This window comes from Succinivibrio dextrinosolvens (genome assembly GCF_900116345.1).
Classification (GTDB): Bacteria; Pseudomonadota; Gammaproteobacteria; order Enterobacterales; family Succinivibrionaceae; genus Succinivibrio; species Succinivibrio dextrinosolvens_B.
Map to the genome: position 1 here is coordinate 1 of NZ_FPAH01000001.1, position 19,877 is coordinate 19,877.

27 protein-coding genes are annotated in these 19,877 nt (G+C 35.0%); 12 read left to right on the forward strand and 15 right to left on the reverse strand.

Going from position 1 to position 19,877, the window contains the following annotated elements; genetic code table 11:
- The 4 genes from BM308_RS13270 to BM308_RS00020 all read left to right on the forward strand — a co-directional run.
- A partial coding sequence (locus tag BM308_RS13270) for a hypothetical protein (protein WP_177214389.1) occupies positions 1 to 239 on the forward strand: 239 nt, incomplete at its 5' end.
- A 187-nt stretch (positions 240 to 426) separates the two neighbouring features.
- Positions 427 to 738 carry a hypothetical protein gene (locus BM308_RS00010; RefSeq protein WP_074942253.1) on the forward strand — a complete coding sequence of 104 codons (312 nt, stop codon included), beginning with the start codon at positions 427 to 429 and terminating at the stop codon, positions 736 to 738.
- Between the two features lie 20 nt (positions 739 to 758).
- Positions 759 to 1,631 carry a TatD family hydrolase gene (locus BM308_RS00015; RefSeq protein WP_074942427.1) on the forward strand — a complete coding sequence of 291 codons (873 nt, stop codon included), beginning with the start codon at positions 759 to 761 and terminating at the stop codon, positions 1,629 to 1,631.
- A 251-nt stretch (positions 1,632 to 1,882) separates the two neighbouring features.
- Positions 1,883 to 2,977 (forward strand): HipA domain-containing protein, encoded by a 1,095-nt coding sequence (locus tag BM308_RS00020; protein WP_143098534.1) that lies wholly within the window; start codon positions 1,883 to 1,885, stop codon positions 2,975 to 2,977.
- Between the two features lie 31 nt (positions 2,978 to 3,008).
- Here the strand turns inward: BM308_RS00020 and BM308_RS00025 are convergent, their stop codons facing one another.
- Entirely contained in the window at positions 3,009 to 3,950 is a 942-nt protein-coding gene (locus BM308_RS00025; protein ID WP_143098535.1) for a competence protein CoiA, read from the reverse strand.
- 144 nt (positions 3,951 to 4,094) lie between these two features.
- Here BM308_RS00025 and BM308_RS00030 point away from each other — a divergent pair, with 144 nt between their 5' ends.
- Positions 4,095 to 5,480 (forward strand): hypothetical protein, encoded by a 1,386-nt coding sequence (locus tag BM308_RS00030; RefSeq protein WP_074942256.1) that lies wholly within the window; start codon positions 4,095 to 4,097, stop codon positions 5,478 to 5,480.
- A gap of 26 nt (positions 5,481 to 5,506) precedes the next feature.
- On the opposite strand, the gene BM308_RS00035 is transcribed toward BM308_RS00030, so the two are convergent.
- The gene (locus tag BM308_RS00035) at positions 5,507 to 5,908 is read right to left on the reverse strand and encodes a hypothetical protein (RefSeq protein WP_074942257.1); all 402 of its coding nucleotides are present in this window, start codon (positions 5,906 to 5,908) and stop codon (positions 5,507 to 5,509) included.
- Between the two features lie 200 nt (positions 5,909 to 6,108).
- On the opposite strand from BM308_RS00035, the gene BM308_RS00040 reads away from it, so the two are divergent.
- A complete protein-coding gene (locus tag BM308_RS00040) occupies positions 6,109 to 7,137 on the forward strand; it encodes a hypothetical protein (RefSeq protein WP_074942258.1) in 1,029 nt (342 codons plus the stop codon).
- Positions 7,138 to 7,176: 39 nt separating this feature from the next.
- Here the strand turns inward: BM308_RS00040 and BM308_RS00045 are convergent, their stop codons facing one another.
- From BM308_RS00045 to BM308_RS00065, 5 genes are all read right to left on the reverse strand, one after another.
- Positions 7,177 to 7,434, reverse strand: a complete 258-nt coding sequence (locus BM308_RS00045) for a hypothetical protein (RefSeq protein WP_074942259.1) — start codon at positions 7,432 to 7,434, stop codon at positions 7,177 to 7,179.
- Positions 7,435 to 7,443: 9 nt separating this feature from the next.
- Positions 7,444 to 7,704: a hypothetical protein gene (locus tag BM308_RS00050; protein ID WP_143098536.1), complete on the reverse strand. Its 261-nt coding sequence runs from the start codon at positions 7,702 to 7,704 to the stop codon at positions 7,444 to 7,446.
- Positions 7,705 to 7,816: 112 nt separating this feature from the next.
- On the reverse strand, positions 7,817 to 7,987 hold the full coding sequence (locus BM308_RS13705; protein ID WP_306704562.1) for a type II toxin-antitoxin system YafQ family toxin: 171 nt from the start codon (positions 7,985 to 7,987) through the stop codon (positions 7,817 to 7,819).
- A gap of 106 nt (positions 7,988 to 8,093) precedes the next feature.
- A complete protein-coding gene (locus tag BM308_RS00060) occupies positions 8,094 to 8,369 on the reverse strand; it encodes a type II toxin-antitoxin system RelB/DinJ family antitoxin (protein ID WP_074942261.1) in 276 nt (91 codons plus the stop codon).
- A 72-nt stretch (positions 8,370 to 8,441) separates the two neighbouring features.
- Positions 8,442 to 9,179, reverse strand: coding sequence for an SDR family NAD(P)-dependent oxidoreductase (locus BM308_RS00065; RefSeq protein ID WP_074942262.1), 738 nt, complete (start codon positions 9,177 to 9,179; stop codon positions 8,442 to 8,444).
- Between the two features lie 178 nt (positions 9,180 to 9,357).
- Here BM308_RS00065 and BM308_RS00070 point away from each other — a divergent pair, with 178 nt between their 5' ends.
- Positions 9,358 to 9,657, forward strand: coding sequence for a hypothetical protein (locus BM308_RS00070; protein WP_074942263.1), 300 nt, complete (start codon positions 9,358 to 9,360; stop codon positions 9,655 to 9,657).
- A 74-nt stretch (positions 9,658 to 9,731) separates the two neighbouring features.
- Positions 9,732 to 10,157 carry a cold-shock protein gene (locus BM308_RS00075; protein ID WP_074942264.1) on the forward strand — a complete coding sequence of 142 codons (426 nt, stop codon included), beginning with the start codon at positions 9,732 to 9,734 and terminating at the stop codon, positions 10,155 to 10,157.
- Between the two features lie 48 nt (positions 10,158 to 10,205).
- Here the strand turns inward: BM308_RS00075 and BM308_RS00080 are convergent, their stop codons facing one another.
- The gene (locus BM308_RS00080; RefSeq protein ID WP_074942265.1) at positions 10,206 to 11,546 is read right to left on the reverse strand and encodes an FAD-binding oxidoreductase; all 1,341 of its coding nucleotides are present in this window, start codon (positions 11,544 to 11,546) and stop codon (positions 10,206 to 10,208) included.
- Between the two features lie 306 nt (positions 11,547 to 11,852).
- Between BM308_RS00080 and BM308_RS00085 the strand changes: the two genes are divergently transcribed.
- The 3 genes from BM308_RS00085 (at position 11,853) to BM308_RS00095 (ending at position 14,681) form a co-directional block, all read left to right on the forward strand.
- Positions 11,853 to 12,449: a hypothetical protein gene (locus BM308_RS00085; protein ID WP_143098537.1), complete on the forward strand. Its 597-nt coding sequence runs from the start codon at positions 11,853 to 11,855 to the stop codon at positions 12,447 to 12,449.
- A 663-nt stretch (positions 12,450 to 13,112) separates the two neighbouring features.
- Positions 13,113 to 14,219: a PD-(D/E)XK nuclease family protein gene (locus tag BM308_RS00090; RefSeq protein WP_074942267.1), complete on the forward strand. Its 1,107-nt coding sequence runs from the start codon at positions 13,113 to 13,115 to the stop codon at positions 14,217 to 14,219.
- Between the two features lie 249 nt (positions 14,220 to 14,468).
- Positions 14,469 to 14,681, forward strand: coding sequence for a hypothetical protein (locus BM308_RS00095; RefSeq protein ID WP_074942268.1), 213 nt, complete (start codon positions 14,469 to 14,471; stop codon positions 14,679 to 14,681).
- 84 nt (positions 14,682 to 14,765) lie between these two features.
- Here the strand turns inward: BM308_RS00095 and BM308_RS00100 are convergent, their stop codons facing one another.
- A complete protein-coding gene (locus BM308_RS00100) occupies positions 14,766 to 15,197 on the reverse strand; it encodes a type II toxin-antitoxin system HicB family antitoxin (RefSeq protein WP_074942269.1) in 432 nt (143 codons plus the stop codon).
- A 470-nt stretch (positions 15,198 to 15,667) separates the two neighbouring features.
- On the opposite strand from BM308_RS00100, the gene BM308_RS00105 reads away from it, so the two are divergent.
- A complete protein-coding gene (locus BM308_RS00105; RefSeq protein WP_074942270.1) occupies positions 15,668 to 16,429 on the forward strand; it encodes a hypothetical protein in 762 nt (253 codons plus the stop codon).
- Between the two features lie 180 nt (positions 16,430 to 16,609).
- Here BM308_RS00105 and BM308_RS00110 read toward each other — a convergent pair whose 3' ends face one another.
- From BM308_RS00110 to BM308_RS00135, 6 genes are all read right to left on the reverse strand, one after another.
- Positions 16,610 to 16,930 carry a helix-turn-helix domain-containing protein gene (locus BM308_RS00110; RefSeq protein WP_074942271.1) on the reverse strand — a complete coding sequence of 107 codons (321 nt, stop codon included), beginning with the start codon at positions 16,928 to 16,930 and terminating at the stop codon, positions 16,610 to 16,612.
- Between the two features lie 17 nt (positions 16,931 to 16,947).
- A complete protein-coding gene (locus BM308_RS00115) occupies positions 16,948 to 17,172 on the reverse strand; it encodes a hypothetical protein (protein WP_074942272.1) in 225 nt (74 codons plus the stop codon).
- A 429-nt stretch (positions 17,173 to 17,601) separates the two neighbouring features.
- Complete coding sequence (locus tag BM308_RS00120) at positions 17,602 to 17,985, reverse strand: hypothetical protein (protein ID WP_074942273.1); 384 nt, start codon at positions 17,983 to 17,985, stop codon at positions 17,602 to 17,604.
- Positions 17,985 to 18,257: a hypothetical protein gene (locus BM308_RS00125; protein ID WP_074942274.1), complete on the reverse strand. Its 273-nt coding sequence runs from the start codon at positions 18,255 to 18,257 to the stop codon at positions 17,985 to 17,987. The genes BM308_RS00120 and BM308_RS00125 overlap by 1 nt, the downstream gene beginning before the upstream one ends.
- A 23-nt stretch (positions 18,258 to 18,280) precedes the next feature.
- Positions 18,281 to 18,802, reverse strand: coding sequence for a hypothetical protein (locus tag BM308_RS00130; protein ID WP_074942275.1), 522 nt, complete (start codon positions 18,800 to 18,802; stop codon positions 18,281 to 18,283).
- 30 nt (positions 18,803 to 18,832) lie between these two features.
- Positions 18,833 to 19,444 (reverse strand): hypothetical protein, encoded by a 612-nt coding sequence (locus tag BM308_RS00135; RefSeq protein WP_074942276.1) that lies wholly within the window; start codon positions 19,442 to 19,444, stop codon positions 18,833 to 18,835.
- Between the last annotated feature and the right edge of the window lie 433 nt (positions 19,445 to 19,877).

Sequence of the window (19,877 nt, forward strand, 5' to 3'; positions counted from 1 at the left end):
CATTAGGAGCTCTATTCAGATTTACAAAAGAACAGATACAGGATATACCTTATCAGGCAGCAATAGATTCTCTAATGAGATGCTTCATTTCTATTCCAAAGATTTTAGAAGAAGCAAGCCTGCTAAAAAAAGGTTGTCTTGTTAAAGCAGAGCAGATCATAAATGATCTGTTAGGCTCATGGTTTAACGGGATCTGTAACTTCCTTAAGCAGGTAATTCCATTGCCTCTAGCAAGATAATAAATCAATACAAGTTTTTAAAGAGCATCAATCCTAGAGTGGATCTGGATTTACTTAAATTTTTTATCTGGGAAACTCGAGTTAAGGAATAGTTAATTTTTATTTATACAAGAGGAAATTATGTTAGGAATTTAAGCTGAATAAAGACCGTATTGAGAAAGAAGAAAAGGATAAAACCTATAAAAACATGATTTATTCTCTAGATAAATATTTCAAGAAATATGGCTTTGATGCATATGAGGAAGGCGAAGCAAGAAGATATTTAGGTCATGACCATCCTGATGACTTAGCAATGTTAGGTGTAATTCGAACTCGCTTAATAAATACAAGATGGTTCATGGAGAATTTACATTATTGGTATTTATTAGATAGCGATGATAATGATGATCCTAATGATTTTAATTATGAAGATATTTTGTCTACTTTAATGGAAGATAATAATTTGAAATGGCTCGATCCCAAGAACATTAAACCAAAAGAAGGAATAACAGCCATTTAGAAGTAAAAATGGAGAGAGCAATGGCTTACTTAGTTGATTCACACTGTCATCTTGCAAGACTTTCTTTGAAAGGTAAAGCTGCAGCAAATATTGACGAAATTATTGAAAGAGCAATGCGCAGTGGCGTAAGTCATTTCTTATCTATTGCCTGCACAACAAAGGATTTCGAACAAAACCGTCTAATTGCTGAAGACTATAACAACATTTATTTAGGCTGTGGTATTCATCCTTTAGACGTAAGGCATGAGCCTGATTGGAAGGATGCTGATTTAAAGAACAATCTTTTATCTTCTGATAAGGTTATTGCTGTTGGGGAGACCGGACTTGATTATCATTATTCTCCAGAGACTAAAGACCTTCAGATTGCCTCTTTTGTAAGACATGTTGGTATTGCAAAAGATGTTAAAAAGCCACTGATTATTCATGCAAGAGAAGCTAAAGACGATACCCTAGCTGTATTAAGAACAGAGAACGCCTGTGATGTTGGAGGTGTAATCCACTGTTTTACAGATACTCTTGAAATGGCAAGAGCGTGTCTTGATTTAGGTTTTTATATTTCCTTTACCGGTATAGCAACATTCAAATCAAGTGAGAATCTAAGAGAAGTCATAAAGTATGTTCCATTGGACAGACTGATGGTGGAGTCAGACTGTCCTTATCTTGCCCCTATTCCTGTGAGAGGTGTAGAGAATGAACCTGCTTTTGTTCGCTATACGCTAAGATGCATCGCAGACTTAAAGAACGTTTCAGAGATGGAACTTGCAGGAATTACTTCCGAGAATTTCGAAAAACTCTATGGCGTTAATCTGTCTGAATCAGATACAAAAGCAACGGGTAGAGAAATTTCTGATTATAAGATTGATAAGATTATGGATAAAGAATTCAGTAACTAAAGTTGAATAATCCAGACTGTATATCTAAAGTCATAATAAAAAGGTATTCAATGACTCAAAAAAGATTAGTTTTAATGCATAATGAAACTGAATTGCTTGTCTTTAGCTACAATACAGAGACTAGATCCTTTTCTTTTAAATCGTGCGATTTTAATATCAAGTATTTCAATTTTCTCCCTACTCGTTTTCGTAGAATCTTTGATATATGTGAAAAAGACGGTATAAATGTTCAGCAGATCTTTTCCGAGGCGATGGCACGATTTCTAAAATTTCGTGTAATTTCCCTACAGAGAGAATATTCACGCAAGGTCATGGAGTACCTAAAAGTCCGTGATACTGATGACTTTGAGTCAATGTTTGACAGGCTGTATTTTGTTAGCTTAAACGACGTGTTGTGGGTAAAAAGCTACAATTCATCAGTTAAGTATGCAGATATAAATCCATACAGTAATCCTTTAGATCCATATATAGCATCTCTTGTGCTGACAGGAAATCCTAATTGTTTTAATTCAGCTACCCCTTCTGCTTATCCTTTTTTTGCTATAGATCTTTCAGCTTCAGGGACTCAGAATAAAGTCTGGTTCGAAGATAACGGAACCATAATGCTTTATAAGACGGATGAATGGGCCAATCTGAGTACTCCTGACTGTAGCTATGTCAACAATCAGGTATATGCAGAATATTTTGCCTATCAGATTGCATCTTTCCTCGGCATTAACTCTGTGAAGTACGAGCTTGAAGTATTGAACTATCATGGGAAAAAGCTTGTATGTTCCAAATGTCCTTCAATAAACAGTATTGATGTCAGCCTTGTGACAATGAATCAGGTAATAGATGAGCTAGATTATATAAATCCTGATTTAAAATCTTCCATTCAAGAGCAGTGTGACTGTGAGTCTGCAGTAAATGAGAAAGCGTTATCTTTTTTGGGGAGAAAACAGTTTTCTGATCAGAGTTTTCTGGATATGCTGCTACTTAATCCTGACAGACATAAGGACAACTATTCTCTTTTAAAAGATAACAATACGTTGGAATATAGTCAGCTATCAATGTGTTACGACAACGGATTGTCGCTTTTTGCCCTTACACATGAAAGGGAAATGGCAGACATGGTTGAAAGTGCCAAGAAAGGAACATTTATAACGGGGAATGGAATCAACGTCTGTTCAAGATTTCTGTCTCTGTGTGATGAAAGTTATCTAAATCTTCTCTATAAGTTTCAGAACTTCGAATTCTGCAATTATGCACCAGCTCCATACAATGAGAAACATCTTAAAACGGTAACTCATTATATTAAGAAAAATGCTCAGAATATGATTGAGCTACTAGAAAGGAAATATCAATAAGGGCCGTTTTTCTGTTTGGAGTTGATTGCAATTATTTCATTTTTTTATAAGCTCTTCTAATTGCATTAACCTTACTCATATCTTTATATACTACTTTTCTGGTTTGAGGTTGAGTCTTTGGTATCTTTACGGTAAGACCAAGTTTATTTAGATGTTCTAAGGTGTTTTCGAGTTTATAAGGTAATTCAGCTTTTTCTTTTATCTTTAAAAGCTGTGTTACAAGAGAATTATCGGTTAATCCGGATATAAAGGTATTTCTGTCCAAAATAACAATATATTCCTTGTCTTCATAACCAGAAGGTATTAAACAAAGAATAACATCATACTTCTTATCAAATTTTTCTCCCATATAGTCAAAACATACTATCGCCCTACGATTTAGCCAGACATTAGGGAAAAGCTCTCTATGGTTAAAGATCCTCCAACCAATATCATCTTTTTTGCCTTGAATTTTATTCTTTTCCAGAACCTTTCTATAGCTGATATTATGCAGATCAACAATCCAGAACATATCTTTATAGAATGCTTCTCTTGCTTGAATTTCAGATTCTTTTATAGGGGAATGCTGAAACTCTAGAACAATGCCGGATTCAGTTTTGACGTCAGCAATATGGATTTCACCGGTTTCTTCATCAACGCAACGTACTTCCTGCCATTCTTTTGGAAAATTGTTTTTCCAATTCACATGCCATGCTGTTTCCGGAGACAGCCACGTATCAGTACAAAGTGTTTTATGCGCCCAATGATGAGCCCTTCTTTCCCCTAATTTTGCAATCAAAGGCGAACCGCAGGCTGGGCAAAATGCTTCTACCCCTTTTTGTGGCTCAATTCTTTTGCCGTCTTTAGTTCGTGCAAAATGCAGTTTTATGCTCATGTGATCTTTGTAAATATCCCATTCTGGTTTTGAAGTTATATGTGGTGTTTTTAACAATAATAAATGAAATATTTGAGGGATTGTTTGAGTGCTAATCAAAATTTGGATCTAATCCTAGCCTTAAACAATCCCCTTAATCCCTAAATCTATGACCGGTGATTAGTCTATACTACCGAGCCATAATAAGAACACACCACCTTAAAAGAACACCTGTCATTATTCCACCTTAGTTAAGGACCAATAATGAATAGAAGACGTTCTTTTATAGTATATACTTTAATTCTAATCAATCTGTTTAACCAAGCTTTTGCTGTTGAAGTGCTTACTGATACCGGACAACGACAGACAGTGGTTGAACGCACCAAACAATATGCCGGATCAGTCGATGCAATAAAAATCCGCAACGAAATGGCGACAGTCTTTAAAAAGAATCTTAAACACGGTGACGGATCATCTATCTACACTGCAGACAGCAAATGTGGTGGTTACAACATCAGTTCATGCGGCCTTCCCTGCTGCGGAAAGGACGAATGTCAGAATATCTGTAAAGGTAATACTACCCTAGCACATGGCAACACCTGTCTTTCACCTTATACAACTTCTCGCTGTGGTATGAGCTGCTGCGGCAAGCAGGACTGTGATACCGTCTGCGACAACTATAGAACCAGCACTGTTTCGCAAAAGAAATGCGGTGGGTACGTTAAGACTGCTACCGGTGGAGACTGCTGCGGATACAAAGACTGTCGTGAACGTTCATGCGGTGGACAGACTTCCGTAATCAGCAACGACTTTGGTACGGAAATGGAATGCTGTGGAGCTGATAACTGTAATGACGTTAAATGCGATTACCAGCATTCAACAGAGGTTATTTCTGGAGGCAACGTTAAATGCTGTGGTACGAAAGACTGTTACAGTAAATACTGTGAGGGACAGACTTCTGTTGACAGTAAGGTTGATCCCAACAAAAAGAATCTGCTGTGCTGCGGTACGGTTAATTGCCATAACATTGAATGCGACGGGTATGTAACCACTAAATCACCGGTTGGAGATAAACAGTGCTGTGGCTATGACGACTGTAGACTAAAAGAGTGTGAAGGTCGTCTTACGGCTCTCAGTCAGGACGGGAAAACAGTACCTTGTTGTGGTTATCTTGAGTGCGGAAATATTGAGTTTTCACGTACCTATGAAGAACCTAATCCCAATACGACAGCTATAGGACGATACACCGTCAATAGACAGACAAGGTCAGGATCCGGACGAGGAAAATCTAAATTAGAAAATAATTACGGAATACTTACTGTTCAGGCTTCTGGATTTGCTTCTAAGGTTAAGGTTACTACCGGAGTTGCCAAAAAAATCCCTTCGGGATGTACACAGGTTTCTATGGATGAGTATGACGGTATTAAATATTACAAATACAAATGCAAAACCGTTATAGGAGGAGCTCAATCTCTGAATGATTTATATGATTTGGAGCATACAGTTTATAGACCATTCATCCCTAGCAGTTTACCCTCTCCAATGCCGAGAAATGTCTATTTAGTACGTAAGAACTGTCCTAGCTGTCCTAAGTTACGTGTAAGAGCCATATCTTGCACTGTGTTTCCAGATTTATTTTATGAGAACTAACTTATTATTTACTCAGTAAGTGACGGTTAAGACATGATGATTTCTGTTCTCGGATCGTTGTAGAACAGCAATTCATCTCCAGCGTTTATTTCTTCAAGGAAAACTATGCCCTTTCTTGTTGTGCGGATTTCAGCAGAAAATGATTTGTCGCCTATGATCTTTTCCTTGAAGTTTCTTATATGGAGTTTACCCGTAACTTGTATGAGCGGATGTGCACATAAAACAGTGTCGTAAGGAACTCCGTTCTTGCCTTCAAAAACTATTCTGAATTTTTCGGAGTGTCGGCGATATTGTCTATAGACCGGATCATAATCAAGATCATCGACCTGAAGAAAAAAGCGTATAAGCACACCTCCCCTATAGGGCTTTATACCTATATTTGGATGAACTTTTCCTATAAGGTGGACTTGATTGTAGCCTTTAGACATTTTAAATGTTACTCGAATAAAAAGACTTTATCTAAGGATGTTAAAACGCTTATATAGTTACGGACAAATGTCGTCTCCTAAGTCATTATCATATGATCATTTTTCTTAAATATGTATTCTTCTCGTTCTCATTCATATCAAAAATCGGAATTATAAAAAACTATACTTGATAGAAAATGCTTTTGGTTTTGGGGGTGTTTATGAGAATTCTGGCTATTGTTTTAGCATTGTCTGTAATGCTTATTAGTTCGTGTGCCTCAGAATATTCTTGTTTTTCCAAGAGGAATAAAGATAAATGTATTGAAACATTACGTGAAAATTACCCTACTATACCTCAGTGGGAGTCAACAGAGGCCGAAGCATTATTAGTTCAAGGCTGTAGATTAGGTGCAATATCTGAGTGCAGAAACCTAATCCGTTTAAACTACATTCGTTTTCCGAATGTTAACGATCTTGATGAATATTTTAAAGGCAGAAGCGGCGATAAAGAAAAAGAATACTATTCCAATTTAATTCGTAATGGATACAAAACACATAAATACAAATGGGTTACTACCGGAGCCGCATTTAAAAATTTCCAAATTCGGTTTGAGGATTATTTAGAAGCTTATAAGAAATCAAGCGAGAAAGACCCTGAGCTGGTATATGTTCCATTGCTTTATTTGTCTCTTATAGGAATAACTCCGGATGACTCGTATGCTGAAAAAGCTTGTCGAGCAAATATGAATGATGAAACCTCCTCGAGTGAGTTTTTATCTCCAAATGAAGTTAAATCTGTTTGTCACATAATACAGAAGGCATATAGAGAAGGAAAATATTTGACCAAAGATTACAATAAAGCTTTTGAGATGAACAGAATTCCATTTGAGAATAGTATCAACCAGGGAAAAGTCGATGTAATCTCAAAATGTGATTTTATATCAATGTATTACGATAAAAACACTAACCAGAATTTAAAACAAAAAATTAAAAATATTTTGACTGCTGCAAACATAAATATCCCAACAAGAGGATGTTATCGTTATGATGATTTTGTTGCAGCAAAACATCTTAGATTAGAAACTGAAGAAGAAAGAAGTAGAGCTGCTGTTTCTGCATACATGACTCAGCGTTCTATAGAAGAATATGATCGTAAAAAGGCTGAATTTGATTCTCTTCCTGATAATATTGAAGTTGACGGAAAGAAATGTAGAAAGAGCTCAATTGACATTAAGCTCATATGTGAATAAAACCTCTCGAGATTATGGGGAGACTACTTTGTCTCCCTATCACATCCCACGAAATTCATTACTTAGCAACTGTAAATATGAGGTCAGCTCCTTATCAGCTGCAGCACAATTAGCTTCATTACTGTAATCAACGGACTTTATCACCATGCCGTTCTGGAGAACATTAATCTTTTTGGACAATTCATCGTAAGTTAACTTGATGTTAATGTCGTAGTTCTGCAGATTGTTTGTAAGTCCGTTTCTAAGATTGTCAGTAATCTTAGCCATATCGTTTTCAAGTTGCTTTAGATCAAGCATGGTATGTCCTTATATCTGTTCTTGAGTTTTTTTCTGGTTTTCAAAATATTCTTTAAGTAGCACTTTCGGCTTGTTTAGAAATGGTTTTTTAAGTTCATTTATTTCTTTTTTGATTTCATCAAAGTCTATTTTTTCTGGAGCAGATGAATATATGAAACGTCTTATTTTCATCAAGCGAATACTTTCGGGAGACATTTCCCCTTCTTGCTCTCTGTATCCTACAAATGCAATTGCTTCGGCTAAAATATCGATAAGAACATCTTTTTCCATTAGGGTACACATGGATTTTCCTTTCATAATGTTTGCTTGCTATATTCACAGTATACCAATGATGTCTTTTGTTTTACTTAGGGCAGAAGCATTGCTGCTTCAGATATGATGTTTATTCGTGGTTGAATAAATCGCTATGAGTACCTGTTCTGGTTAGGGATAGGACCAATAAATCATCAGAGATTTGGTAGATTAAAAGCCAATCAGGCTGAATATGGCATTCTCTGAATCCTTTCCAATTTCCATTTAAAGCATGATCTTTGTTTGATTGAGTTAATGGAATGTTTTACGCTATTTTTCAAATAATATCATCCAACAATTCAATGTTCTGATTTCTCTTTATAGCGAGCTTATAGTCCTTTTTAAACTGTTTAGTCCAGATAACCTGTCTAGTCATTTTTCAGCTCTTTTAACGCGTCTTCTACACTATAAGTCTTTGTATTTGGATCATTCAATAATTGATTGGATTCCATCATCGCGGTTAAGGTTTCTTTGTTCGGATTTTTCAAACATACATTAAAAGGGAAACCACCCGTTCTTATTGCTTCTTTTAGAAAGACATTGATTGCTGTAGAAAGGGACATTCCAAGTTCCTTGAACAGAACCTCGCTTTTTTGCTTTACTTCACTATCTATTCTACAAGTATAATTTATTGTATTTGCCATGATATGCACCTTATTTTAATTGCAATATACATAAAGCATAATGATAGATAAGAGAATTATCAAAAAATATTTTCATATTTTTATTCGCTTGAAAATCCATTCTGGAATAAGCCTAAATATCGTCATAATTAACCTCCAGAATCCAGGAGCATAAACTACATTTCTACGCCTCTTAAATGCTGCAAAAATCTGTCTCCCTACTTTATCCGGATCTGACCACAGCAACGACTTTTTATACCCCATCATTTGTTGTGTCATTCTGGTTGAAACTATTCCAGGTTTTACCGTCATCACGTGTACTCCATGATGAAACAAGTATGCACGAAATCCCGATAGGAAAGCTGTCAGTCCGGCTTTTGCACTTCCATATACAAAGTTAGAGAATCGTCCCCTATCTCCAGCTACAGAACTTAGTACGATAACCGTTCCGGATTTTCTCTCTGCAAAGTACTCTGCTGCACAAGCAAGTATTTCAGCAACTGCAGTAAAGTTAACGGTTAACGTTCTTTTTAATGCTAAAAGCTGATTATTTAACGGTAAAAAACCAGCAGCAACAATCAGTACATCTGGCTGCACCTTCTGTAGAATGCCGGCAAAAGTCGAACTTGCAGAGTCCTGCATTAAATCAAGTTTATAGCCCTTTATTTGCGGTATATCTTCATTGAATCCTTGTAGGGTTTTATCAAGACTTTCCTGACTGCTGGACGTAAAGCAGATCTTGTAACCCTCTTTATGGAAACACAGTATTGTAGGGCGGATGATTTCGGAACTACCTCCCACCACAAGCATTGTTTTAGTGTCAGCTTTCATTCTTTGGATCTCTTATTAATTACTGTAGATGTGGGAATTATAGGTAGGGGCTAGAGCCTTCATTATTGCGGTTAGGGACTATTTTTCTTGTCTAACGATTTGCTATTCATTTATAGTTATTATTTGCTCAATCAAGAGAATACTTTCCATGGATTCACGAGAAAAGTTGGAATATAAAATGGATAAAGCCGAGAGATTAAAGTTATTAGCTGGCTACAAAGCGATTTATGACAATTATTTACGACGCCCTATGACCGCTGAAGAACAGCAAATCTATGATGACTGTGCTGAAGGAAAAATCACTTTTGAGGACTTTAAAGAGAAACTAAGACAGATTACCTTTGAGCTATATAAAAATGATCCTAACCGTTTCTCCGAAGATGAAGAAATGGATGAGGTTGAAATGAGCCTTTCTGAAGAAGAAGCAAAGAGATTGTTTGGTAATAAGAGACTCATCAATAAAGAAATAATCGTTTAATATTCTTTTATTAAACATAAACTGATACAATCCAAATCTGATTTTTATCATAACAACATTGGATCGTTTTCTTTATGAAAGGCAAAATAAAGTTCTTTAAAGAACAGGAAGGTTACGGCTTTATTCTGGGTGAAAAAGGAGAAGAATACTATTTCAACGTCCATGATATTAAGTCTTTTGAAAGACCTCCAAGAATGGGCGATCAGGCCGAGTTTAATGTAAAAGCATCAACCTCTGAAAACAAGAAAGATAAGGCAGTTGATGTTGTAATCACTAAGGCTGATTTCTCAGAAGAGAATAACAGACATGATGACAGAATTACCTGTCCTAATTGCGGTAGAAAGATTGTTCCTCGCCTTGTAACAAATCAAGGCCAAGCAGAAAAGAGTCTTTGTCCATACTGTGGAGCTAAGGTAAAGACATTTCCTATGAGCTATGTTCAGTGGGGAGTATTTGTAATTCTGCTTCTAGTATTTTTAATTGTAAAATTTGGACATTAAATTTCCATTCATTTGTTTTGAGTTCATTTCAGAGACTGATAATTTCAACTAAACAACGTTTAATTTCAGTCTCTTTGATAGCAATGAACAAAACTTACCGTTCGGATCATATTTAGCCTTTACCTCAAGAAATTCATCAACGGCTTTTCCATACATCCTTCTAAATGTACTTGCCTTCATACGGCTGTCCTTTGCCAGATACACATGACCACCGGCATCAGCGACTATCTCATCAAGGTAATCCAAGTTCTTAAACAGTCCATGGCTAAGCTTAAAGTCCATGGCTAGGCTATATCCCTCCATGGGAAAGCTTATATTTCCGTAGTGCTTAGGCTGCTTACCAAAGATCTTCAGTACCCCAAGAGTTGAATACAACTTCTCTTTCTTTATGACATTAACAATCTTCTGTAACACTTCTTTTTGTGGCACAACAAATTGATACTGCACAAAACCCTTATGTCCATACAGACGATTCCAATTATTTACTGCATCGAGTGGGAAGAAAAAGCCGTTAATGCTGGCAAAAGGATTGTTCTTGCGTTTGTTTAGGTAATAGTAGAGGGAGTTAAATGCCTTTACTGTTGTCTGATTAAACAGCTTAGAAGTGCAGTAACACGGTACTGATAACCTGGAGTTGCAGTATTTCTTTTCAAGAAACTGATTGCCCTGCTCCATTACCTCCGCTGAAGATGCAAAACGCCCCGAGAATACAATTCCTCGACCGTGAGTTCTGGTAGCAGACAGATCAATCCATGAGGCACAGTACTGGGAATTATTCTGTTCTAAGGTAGCAGCAATTAACTTGTCTAAACTTTCACATACAGTAACTCGTTGTCTTAGAACAGACGATTCTGTTTTCAACATTTTTATTGTCGCTGAAATAATAAGTCCTGTAAGCCCCTGACCACCACAGGTAGCCCAGAACAAATCTCTGTTTTTCTCTGGTGTCACCGTGATCATTTCACCTGATGCGGTCATAAGATCAATGCAGGAAATGTGTTTTGATAACGTACCGTTTATGTGATGATCTTTTCCATGAATATCTGCTGCAATGGCGCCGCCTATTGATATTTTCTTAGTTCCAGGGAGTACTGGGAAGATTACGTGTTCAGGAAAATAGTTGTTAAGAACATCAGTTAATGCACAACCGGAGTTAATAATCAGTTCTCGATCTGCAGAGTTATAAACCATGCCGTGCTTATTGAACTTAACTTTGGAAAGGTTGAGGATAGAGTGTTGGTTTAGTGAAGCGTCGCCATATGATCGGCCGTTTCCTCTTGCAATAAAACCATGGTTATCCCTTATAAATGAAGCAAGCTCAGCTATTGAAAGCTGATTGTAAGAAAGTGTGTCTACTGTCGGGAAGTTTCCCCAATTAGCGAAGTGCATGGATTATCTCTCATCTTTTCCACATTGTGGAATTGCCTATAGTTCTTTGTTTGTCAGATACAAAGTAACAAGTTAAGAAGATAAGTATATTGTGGTATAGGGAAAGTTTTGGCTTATTTTCAATCTTAAATTGATATAAGAAATGGTTAGAAAATACTATTCGTAAAAAATGATTTGCCTTTAATGTGAATTTATTCACGTAGTAAATTCTAAAAAGCTCTTAGTAACTGTAAAAATAAGATTTAAAGTCTAAACTTTTATTATGAGTTCATTAGTATTTCTATGAATTTTACAATGGGGGCGTTTGTGAGAAGACTTTTAGCTTTTCTTCTTTTGGGGCTTATTTTTCAAGTAAACGCGGATCAAGGTGCATTTAAAGACATTAAAGTGCATCAAAATTGGAGATCCGGGGTATTTTATTACAACAATGTTTTTACTCCTCGTATTGTAAATCTTCAAGTTGTTAATACAGATGCTACTGTAGGCTTATTTATTGATTTTTATGACTCATACTATATTACGGAAGTAATGGTTTCAAAAGATGAGCAGAATAAAGGATCAGTACGTTTTGCAGATGGCATTGATATGCCTTGTGCGGCTAGAGTAGATGAAAAAAGTTTATTTAAGCTCAATTGTAATCTAACTGATGATAACACCACTTTTCATATCACTATGGCTAGTGGTCTAAATAAGGAATTTCTTGAAGAATGTATGAAAGGTAAAACCTTAAGAATAAAAGTTGATTATCCTGAGACAACCCTCTATTTCAGCTTTGATTTGAACGGTTTTTCTGCTGCTCTTAATAGAGCCTTGTCGTTTTCAGTAAACGAGAATGAATCTTATTTTAAAAATCCAAAGTCACCATCTAAACCTAAAAGTGATGCTTCGTATTTTGATATCTAGAAGCTGTATTTCTACTTTCTTATGAGATGTTTTTTTAGGAATGTAGTAATTGTTGCCTTATAAATCACCTTCCTAAGTTGATTTTAAAAATACTTAAAAAACAGTATATTAACTGCTAATAATGTGTTATATTAGTTATGTCCTCCTCAAAAGGAGGAATTTAAAATGAAAATCACTGTGAAAGTAAAAGTGGGGTCTAAGTTTAAAGTAAAATTTAAGTTTGGATTCTCTTTCATATCCATACTTGAGTATATTAGCAATAATATGCTTTAAGTATGGAAGGCTCTGATGTCTAGGAGTTTAATCTCCTAGATATTATCCTTCTCCTCCCCTATTGCATAGCAATATTTTTTCGAAATTTTATTTTTACTCCCAAATCTGACCAATTATTGTCATAATTAACCATCCAATCCCAGGTACATAAACCACATTTATTTTCCTTCTGTTCAAGGAACAGCTTTTCATTTATATAAAGTCAAGAAATATGATCTTCTTTACTGAAATTTCCTAATAAAATCCTTAAATTAAAGTAAATAAAAATTAGATGAATTCTTTTTTTAGGATTATTTCCACATTCAGAATCACCTTATTGAGTTATATATACTCATCGTTGATTAGTAAATAGATACTTGCATAGAGTCTTATAAATGGAAATCAATAAATATGTCTCAATTTGTTAAGTTAAAAGAGGATATTCCTGACGGGCTTGTCGATAAAATTGCAAAGCATAGCAAAAAAAATCTCAATATTTTTAACTGCGGTTTAACTAATTATTATGAAAACCCTACTACAGATTTACTTGCTTATTTTATAGAAAGATCTGCGGATACGTCTGATAAAGAATTTCTTAAAACCATAACAAGAAATCTTTTAACAAAAGCAGGAGTATCTAATTCTAGCGTAGAGCCCTTCATAGATAAGGAAGAATTCATATCTGTTGGTACACAAGTTACTACGATGAACAGAAATCGTATTGATTTGTTGTTAGAAACTACAAACTGTGTTTTTGTATTTGAAGCAAAGATTAATCATGAAATAAATAATCCATTTGATGATTATATGGCTTATTGTAAAAAGCATTTTAAAAACAAATCAGTTTATTATTATTTATTAACTAAAAATCATAATGTGTTACCTCCTCAAGGTTGGATTAATATTACATATTCAGAGCTGGTAACATTTGAAGCAAATAAAACTCCTATAACTAAATTAGACTTTTATATAGAGGATTTTGTCTCACATTTGCATTTATTATGTGGATCTAACGATATGAATAATTCCGAAATACAGTATGTAATTGAAAATTCAAAGGCAATTTCCTTGTTATTTACAAGCTATTATCGAATCAATGAGCAAATAAGAGATAACCTTAATAACTCATTTAAAGATCCGGAAAATAATGAATTTTTTTTAGAAAAAAAAGGTTGGGGAGGGTATCCGGTTACAGAAGCAATAAAGCAGCGAATTGAGCTAAAACTTTTTATTAATGGCGAGGATACCAGATTTGTTATTTATCCTCGATATGTTGACAGTATAATGGATAAAGGTATCACTATTAACTATAGTTTTTGGACGGTAAATAACTCAATTTTGGGCTATTTTGAAGATAAACTGAGAGAAAAATACAAGAATCTTGATTCTAGAGACAGTAAGAATTTTTTAATTATAAGGAAAGATTATTCAGGACAGGATTTTGTAAATGAAGTTTCTAAAGACGCAATAAGCATTCTTGAAGATTTAAGAGAAATAAAAAAATCTTATTGTGGGTAATCTAAGATTTTATTATTGTTGAGCATTTGACGTGGTATAATTTCGGCCCGAAATCTATTAGTTTAATAGTTTTCATTTGATTTCTAAATCTTTCCAAGAGTCATTTAATCAATGGCTCTTTTTTTTATCCTTAAATAGCCGAATTAAGTGTTATCCATATTTTGTTTTTGATTATTATCTAATGTCTAATCATTCGGTTTAACTATAATCAAAAAAGGTTCTTAGAAAAACTGTTAAACGGTGATTATGATGAAAAATGAGACATATAGATATTACTATTTCGAAGCAACTTACGATGATAATGGAAAGAAAAGAAAAAGAAATATTCGTGTAAGAGCATGCAACAAAAGCGATGCTACAAAAATGGCTAAAGAAGAAGCAAAACCAAGTTTGTCTTTATCCAGCGAAAAAGTAAGTCTTAAGTATATAAGATATGAAACAGATTTTTCCGATTGTGACTAATATTAACTATTAACAATAGCATGATTTTATAGTTTTCATTTCTTTCTAAATATATACATGAGTCATTTTTAATGGCTCTTTTATTTATGCAGAAATTGATAATGGTCTTTTCATATAGGCAAATGCCTTTTCTATGAAACTCAGATTAGTGGATTTCTTTAAGTTTAAAAAGGTAGTTATTCTCTGAGGCGCTATACCTAGTCCTTTTGCCAGATCTGCTTTTCTGTATCTTTCCTCTATCATAATATTCTTTAAGCCGATTTTTAAAGCTGCATCTAAATTCAGTTCTACAACAAAATCATCCTTTTGAGCAGTTACTGCTTCAGGTATCAGTTTATTTTCATCAAACAGAGAATTGATAACATCAGTTACTAAATCTATTGCCATTTTCTTTGCTTCTTCAAGTGTTTTGGCTTCACTGATTGCACCTTTCCAATTGCGAGTCTGAATTGTAAAGGTCTTGTCTGGATTTTCCATGATTTTTACCGGATAGAATTTATATTTGCTGATATCCATCGTTTTCCCTTAAATTGAAAAGAAATGCTCTTTTCTAGTTAGTTTTTAGTACAGTTTTTTGTTATATATAAATATAACATAAAAGTGTTATAAAAGTAACATAACTAAGTTATTTAGTTTTTACGGCTCAACGAGCATAACTGCACCTTAAATTTTGTTTCGTAATTTCTCAAGGTAACTTAACACCTATTATGTTACCTTGAGACTGTAAACAGTAATAACTGCTATTAAGAATTAGATAATAGTAACAATTCTTAATAGAATAAATATTTGTATAATCAAGTGATATTTAATTTACCGTGACTGTAAATAATAATGATGATTATTACTATATTTTATAGTGACGGTAAAAAGAATATATAGTAAATTTATTTAATAACGAAAAAAAGAATCCTTCTAAGTAAGGATAAGCCTTGGGGTGATATGATATTTGTCAGTTATATAACTCCTACAGATAAAGATTAGCCATTATGCCTAAAAGATATCCAATTCCATTTGAAGAAGAAAAGCAGTTATTTAGAGCTCATAAACTAGCAGCAGTTCAGGAAGGTATTGATGTTTCAACCTCTGAATTTATACAGGAAACATCTACTACAGTCGTTAAGGAGCTGCTTGATATTGCCAGAGAGGATTCATCCAAATTATTCTCTGCTGGGTTTAATCAAGATGTTGCTCAGATTTACCGTCAGACCGCATTCTCTCTTGAGTTAGGACACTTCTCAACTTCCTATTTTATTGAAGAGCCTATACTGTTTGATTACCTTCTTAAAAAGGAAATTAGTGATTACTCTACAGTAAAGGATTTCCTTGAACAGAACCATATGGAGATGTTCGATCTTAAGGGCAGAAAAATCTATACCTACACTTTCCATATCCGCAGACCAAATGAGAAGGTATTAAGTTATTTGATTATCTACTGTCCGGAGCTTGATAATCTATCTGCTGGCGTGTTCCGTGGTTTTGACGGTATTTATATCGTAGATATTGATGAAACCATGGATTATCAGCAGAAGAAAGCTCAGATTAAAGCCAATAATCCTTCTATTACATATGATTACCTTGATCTAGGCTTTAACCTTATTGATTATCTGGATGAATGCCTGGATTCATGGGACTATGGGACTCCACGTAACATAGAAAAGAAAGCCGTTGATCACAATGCACAAAACATTGTGGTTAAGGCTAATAAATATGTTTTGGATAAGGCTTTAACTATTAAGTATCAAGAGTAGTTTCGCGGGATCAACAGCCATATTAATAGAATGATTTTCGGGAAAAGTTTTTGCCATTATGGCTGTTGATATGAATACTCTAGCAGAAAGAGATTGTCTAAAGGAAATTTTTGGGGAAATCTGTTAATAAGAACCGTAATATCTTTTTATTTCTGTTGAGAAGACCAAATGCTAAATAAACTATCTCAACGATCTTCCCTTCGCAGAAACATAATCCACAACACGTTTAGCTGTTGCAGTATCTGCTCTTGATCTGTTTCTTATCAAATCAGCAGATACCCTATCAAACGTTTCGTTAATCTTTTTTGCTAACTCGTCATTTAATGGTGTAAGCCCATTGAATAGTCCAGACAGATACTGACGACTATGCCCTACCTCTTTATAGAAGTCCTCGATTTTATAGTTATATAGAGCAAAGAATCTGGCGATAAAATCAACATCAATGCTTTCTTTAAGAACTCTAAGATTTGTTTCTTTATCTTCAGGGCTTACTTTTCTCATAAGTTATTTTCTACCAATTATTCTTGGTTTCTTAGGACATGAGCCATAATATCTTCTAGAACACCGTAAGAACTGTCGTCCGCAATGTTGACTTCGTCTAAGAACTGATTAGTTCCATTAAGTAATGTAACAGTTTCTTTTTCTAAATTAAATCTTAATGAAATACCAGATGTTATCTTCAGAACTTCGCTTAAATGCTCAACTACAGTCTGAATATCTTTTATTTCTGCATCGCTCCACATTTAACAACTCCTTTTTATTGTTTAATAAATGGATATAATAAGTATAACTTTATTACTCATTATTTGCAATACAAATAATTGATATAAGAATAAATCTAATTATTATTTTATACATAAAGTCCAAGTTTCTTTATTCTTTTAAGTGTTTTTGAGGTCTAGCGTCATATTTTTTTTATTAAGCAATTAAGTGATATCTGTCTAAAACGTACACAAAGCAAATAGTTGTATAACACTTTTGCTTCATTAACCGCATATACTAACGGCGTTTTCAATCTCAATTGAAATGCAATTCCTTTAATTTACATTGGAGCAGGATTTTTTTTCCTGAAGTTAATGTCCTTACCTGCTCCATTTTTCTTGCATTAACTGCTTTCCATACCACCTGTTTTCCTGCAGCATCAAAAGCAATTCTTAGACATTCAGATAATGTTAGGCGACCTTCTGGAATTTATATCTGGATTCAAAACTCATCTGAAGATTTAGGAAGTTAGGCTCGTCTTTGAAAGTTGCGGTGTGTTCGGTTGAACCGTCTGCATGGATTATGGCAAGTTCATATTCCTTGCCTTCAAGTGCATTTCTTAGTTTGTCTAAAGACTCTCCCCATTTTGTTGTACTCAGTTTTCTGAAGAAGAAACTTATGATCTTCTCATGACATACCTCCAATACTCCTTTAGTTGTTACCGGTGCGCTTGCATCAGTCATAAAGTATGACAGTGCCGGACACTGCATCAGGCACTCTTTATAGGTTTTATATGAGATCACCAGATACAGATGTATCTCGTTTTTTCTCAGATTCATGGATTTCTTGAGCATTATTCTGCTCCTTTACCATAGTATTCCTCTGCAAGCTCATTAACTCTGTCGAGGATTAGTGAATTTACATCATCGTTATTCATAGCGTCTTCTATTACCTTCAGTTTTTCCTTTGGAGATAGGTTCATCCCTTCAAAACATGCATCATAGTCGTCAGACTCGGCAAAGATGCTGACTAAATCCTCATCTTCAATCATGATTTCGGCGTCTTTGATATTCAGTTTCTCCATCAGTTCCTGTTTTGACATTTTATTTTTCAACCAGATAATCATTTCAATCTCCTTCTTGTTTTTCTTTAAGCATTTTCTTCACTGTCATCATCAAAGAGCTCTTCAGCGTATTCCCTATCGTATCCGCAGATCTCGATAAGATTTTTTACTGTATAGTCGTAGCATTCGCATGACTCCGGTACATATTCCATGTACTCAATAGGTGTGTTTGCTTTATGGTGTAAGGATGCAACTCCATCCTCAATAAAAGCACAGCCCTGTTCTTCGTCCACATAATCAAAGGAAACTTTGAAATCCTCTTTTTCAAGCTCTTTGATAGTCTCAGTGCTTTTGTTTATCTCCTCGTTATTCCTAATCCATGTCCCCATCATTTCCATGTTGTTCTTAAATGACCATCGACCGTCTGCGTAAAAGGAACATTCAAAACTGTTCATCTCTTTGCACTGCACTCCATCTTCAAGATTTAGGTGCGTGTAATAGCCGAAACAGTCTGTAAGACTATGAAGTAACTCTGCAACTCTCTGAGCTGTCTCTGAGTCTTTTGCGGTGACAATGCAATCACCGAATGCATTTGAGATATTTGCCATCTTATTCCCTACAAGAAAGGTGATTTGAAGTTAAGCTATTTCTACTATCTGAGAGTCATAATTCTCATAATTGCCGTTTACCCAAGACCAGAAATCCCCTATTTCACCTTCATCGGTGTCGTCATTCTCATGGACTATCTTTTCATATCTGTTTTTTAACAGTTCATAGGCTTCTAGCTTGGTCTTGCACTGACGGGTAGATATGTCTCGTTCTCTTACTTCTACCAGCATATAGCCGTAAGGTTTTGTCTGTGGAGCTTTATCCTTTAGAAGTCCCCAATTAAAAAGAGTGTCTATTAACGTGTCTGATAGCGTTGAGAAATGCTCTTTGAATAAAGTTATGTCTTCAGAGACAAGCAGTTCGCAGACACGGTTTCTTATGGCAAGCACGAGGTCAAAGGCTTCAACTTCTCTCATATAGGTGTGTTCCTGAATGGATTGTGTTGCTCTGTCTTCTATCAGTTCACCTATATAGTCATAGTTTGAGCCGTAGATTTTGGCGCATGATTCCTCGTCTTCTCCATCTTCAATAGCTGATTGGCGTTCCTCGTTATCAATGAGATTAAGGCTGTGCAGGTCAAGGTAGTCCTCGATAGAGTCAATTATCTGTCCTTTAAGTTCAGCAAGTTCATTTGTATTCATATAGCACCTCTGTTCGTATCATAATTTATGATTTTAGTGTACTACATAATGCAGTACAGTCAATATCAAAAAAAATAATAGCTATAAAGCGCATTAAATAGCGGTTTAAGAACGGTTTTTAATGCAACCGGAGGTGCAGTATCGAGGTGGTTAGGGAAGACGTTTTATGTGGATGATAAGATCGGAAATGAGGTGGTGTAACCATGGATTACTGTGTATCGAAATCCATGGTTGGCTATGTGGGTTACATCGAAAGCGCTAGACTCTCTGCGAGAACCATAGTTCCAATCATTAGCACACTCCCTAAAGTGAATACTGTAACAATCATTTTAATGACACCAAGCATTTGACCCTCCATTTAGAAATCCATGAATGGATACATATTCTAATGTTTTTGGAAAGGTCGTTAGTGTCTGGTTGGGGAAAACAACAG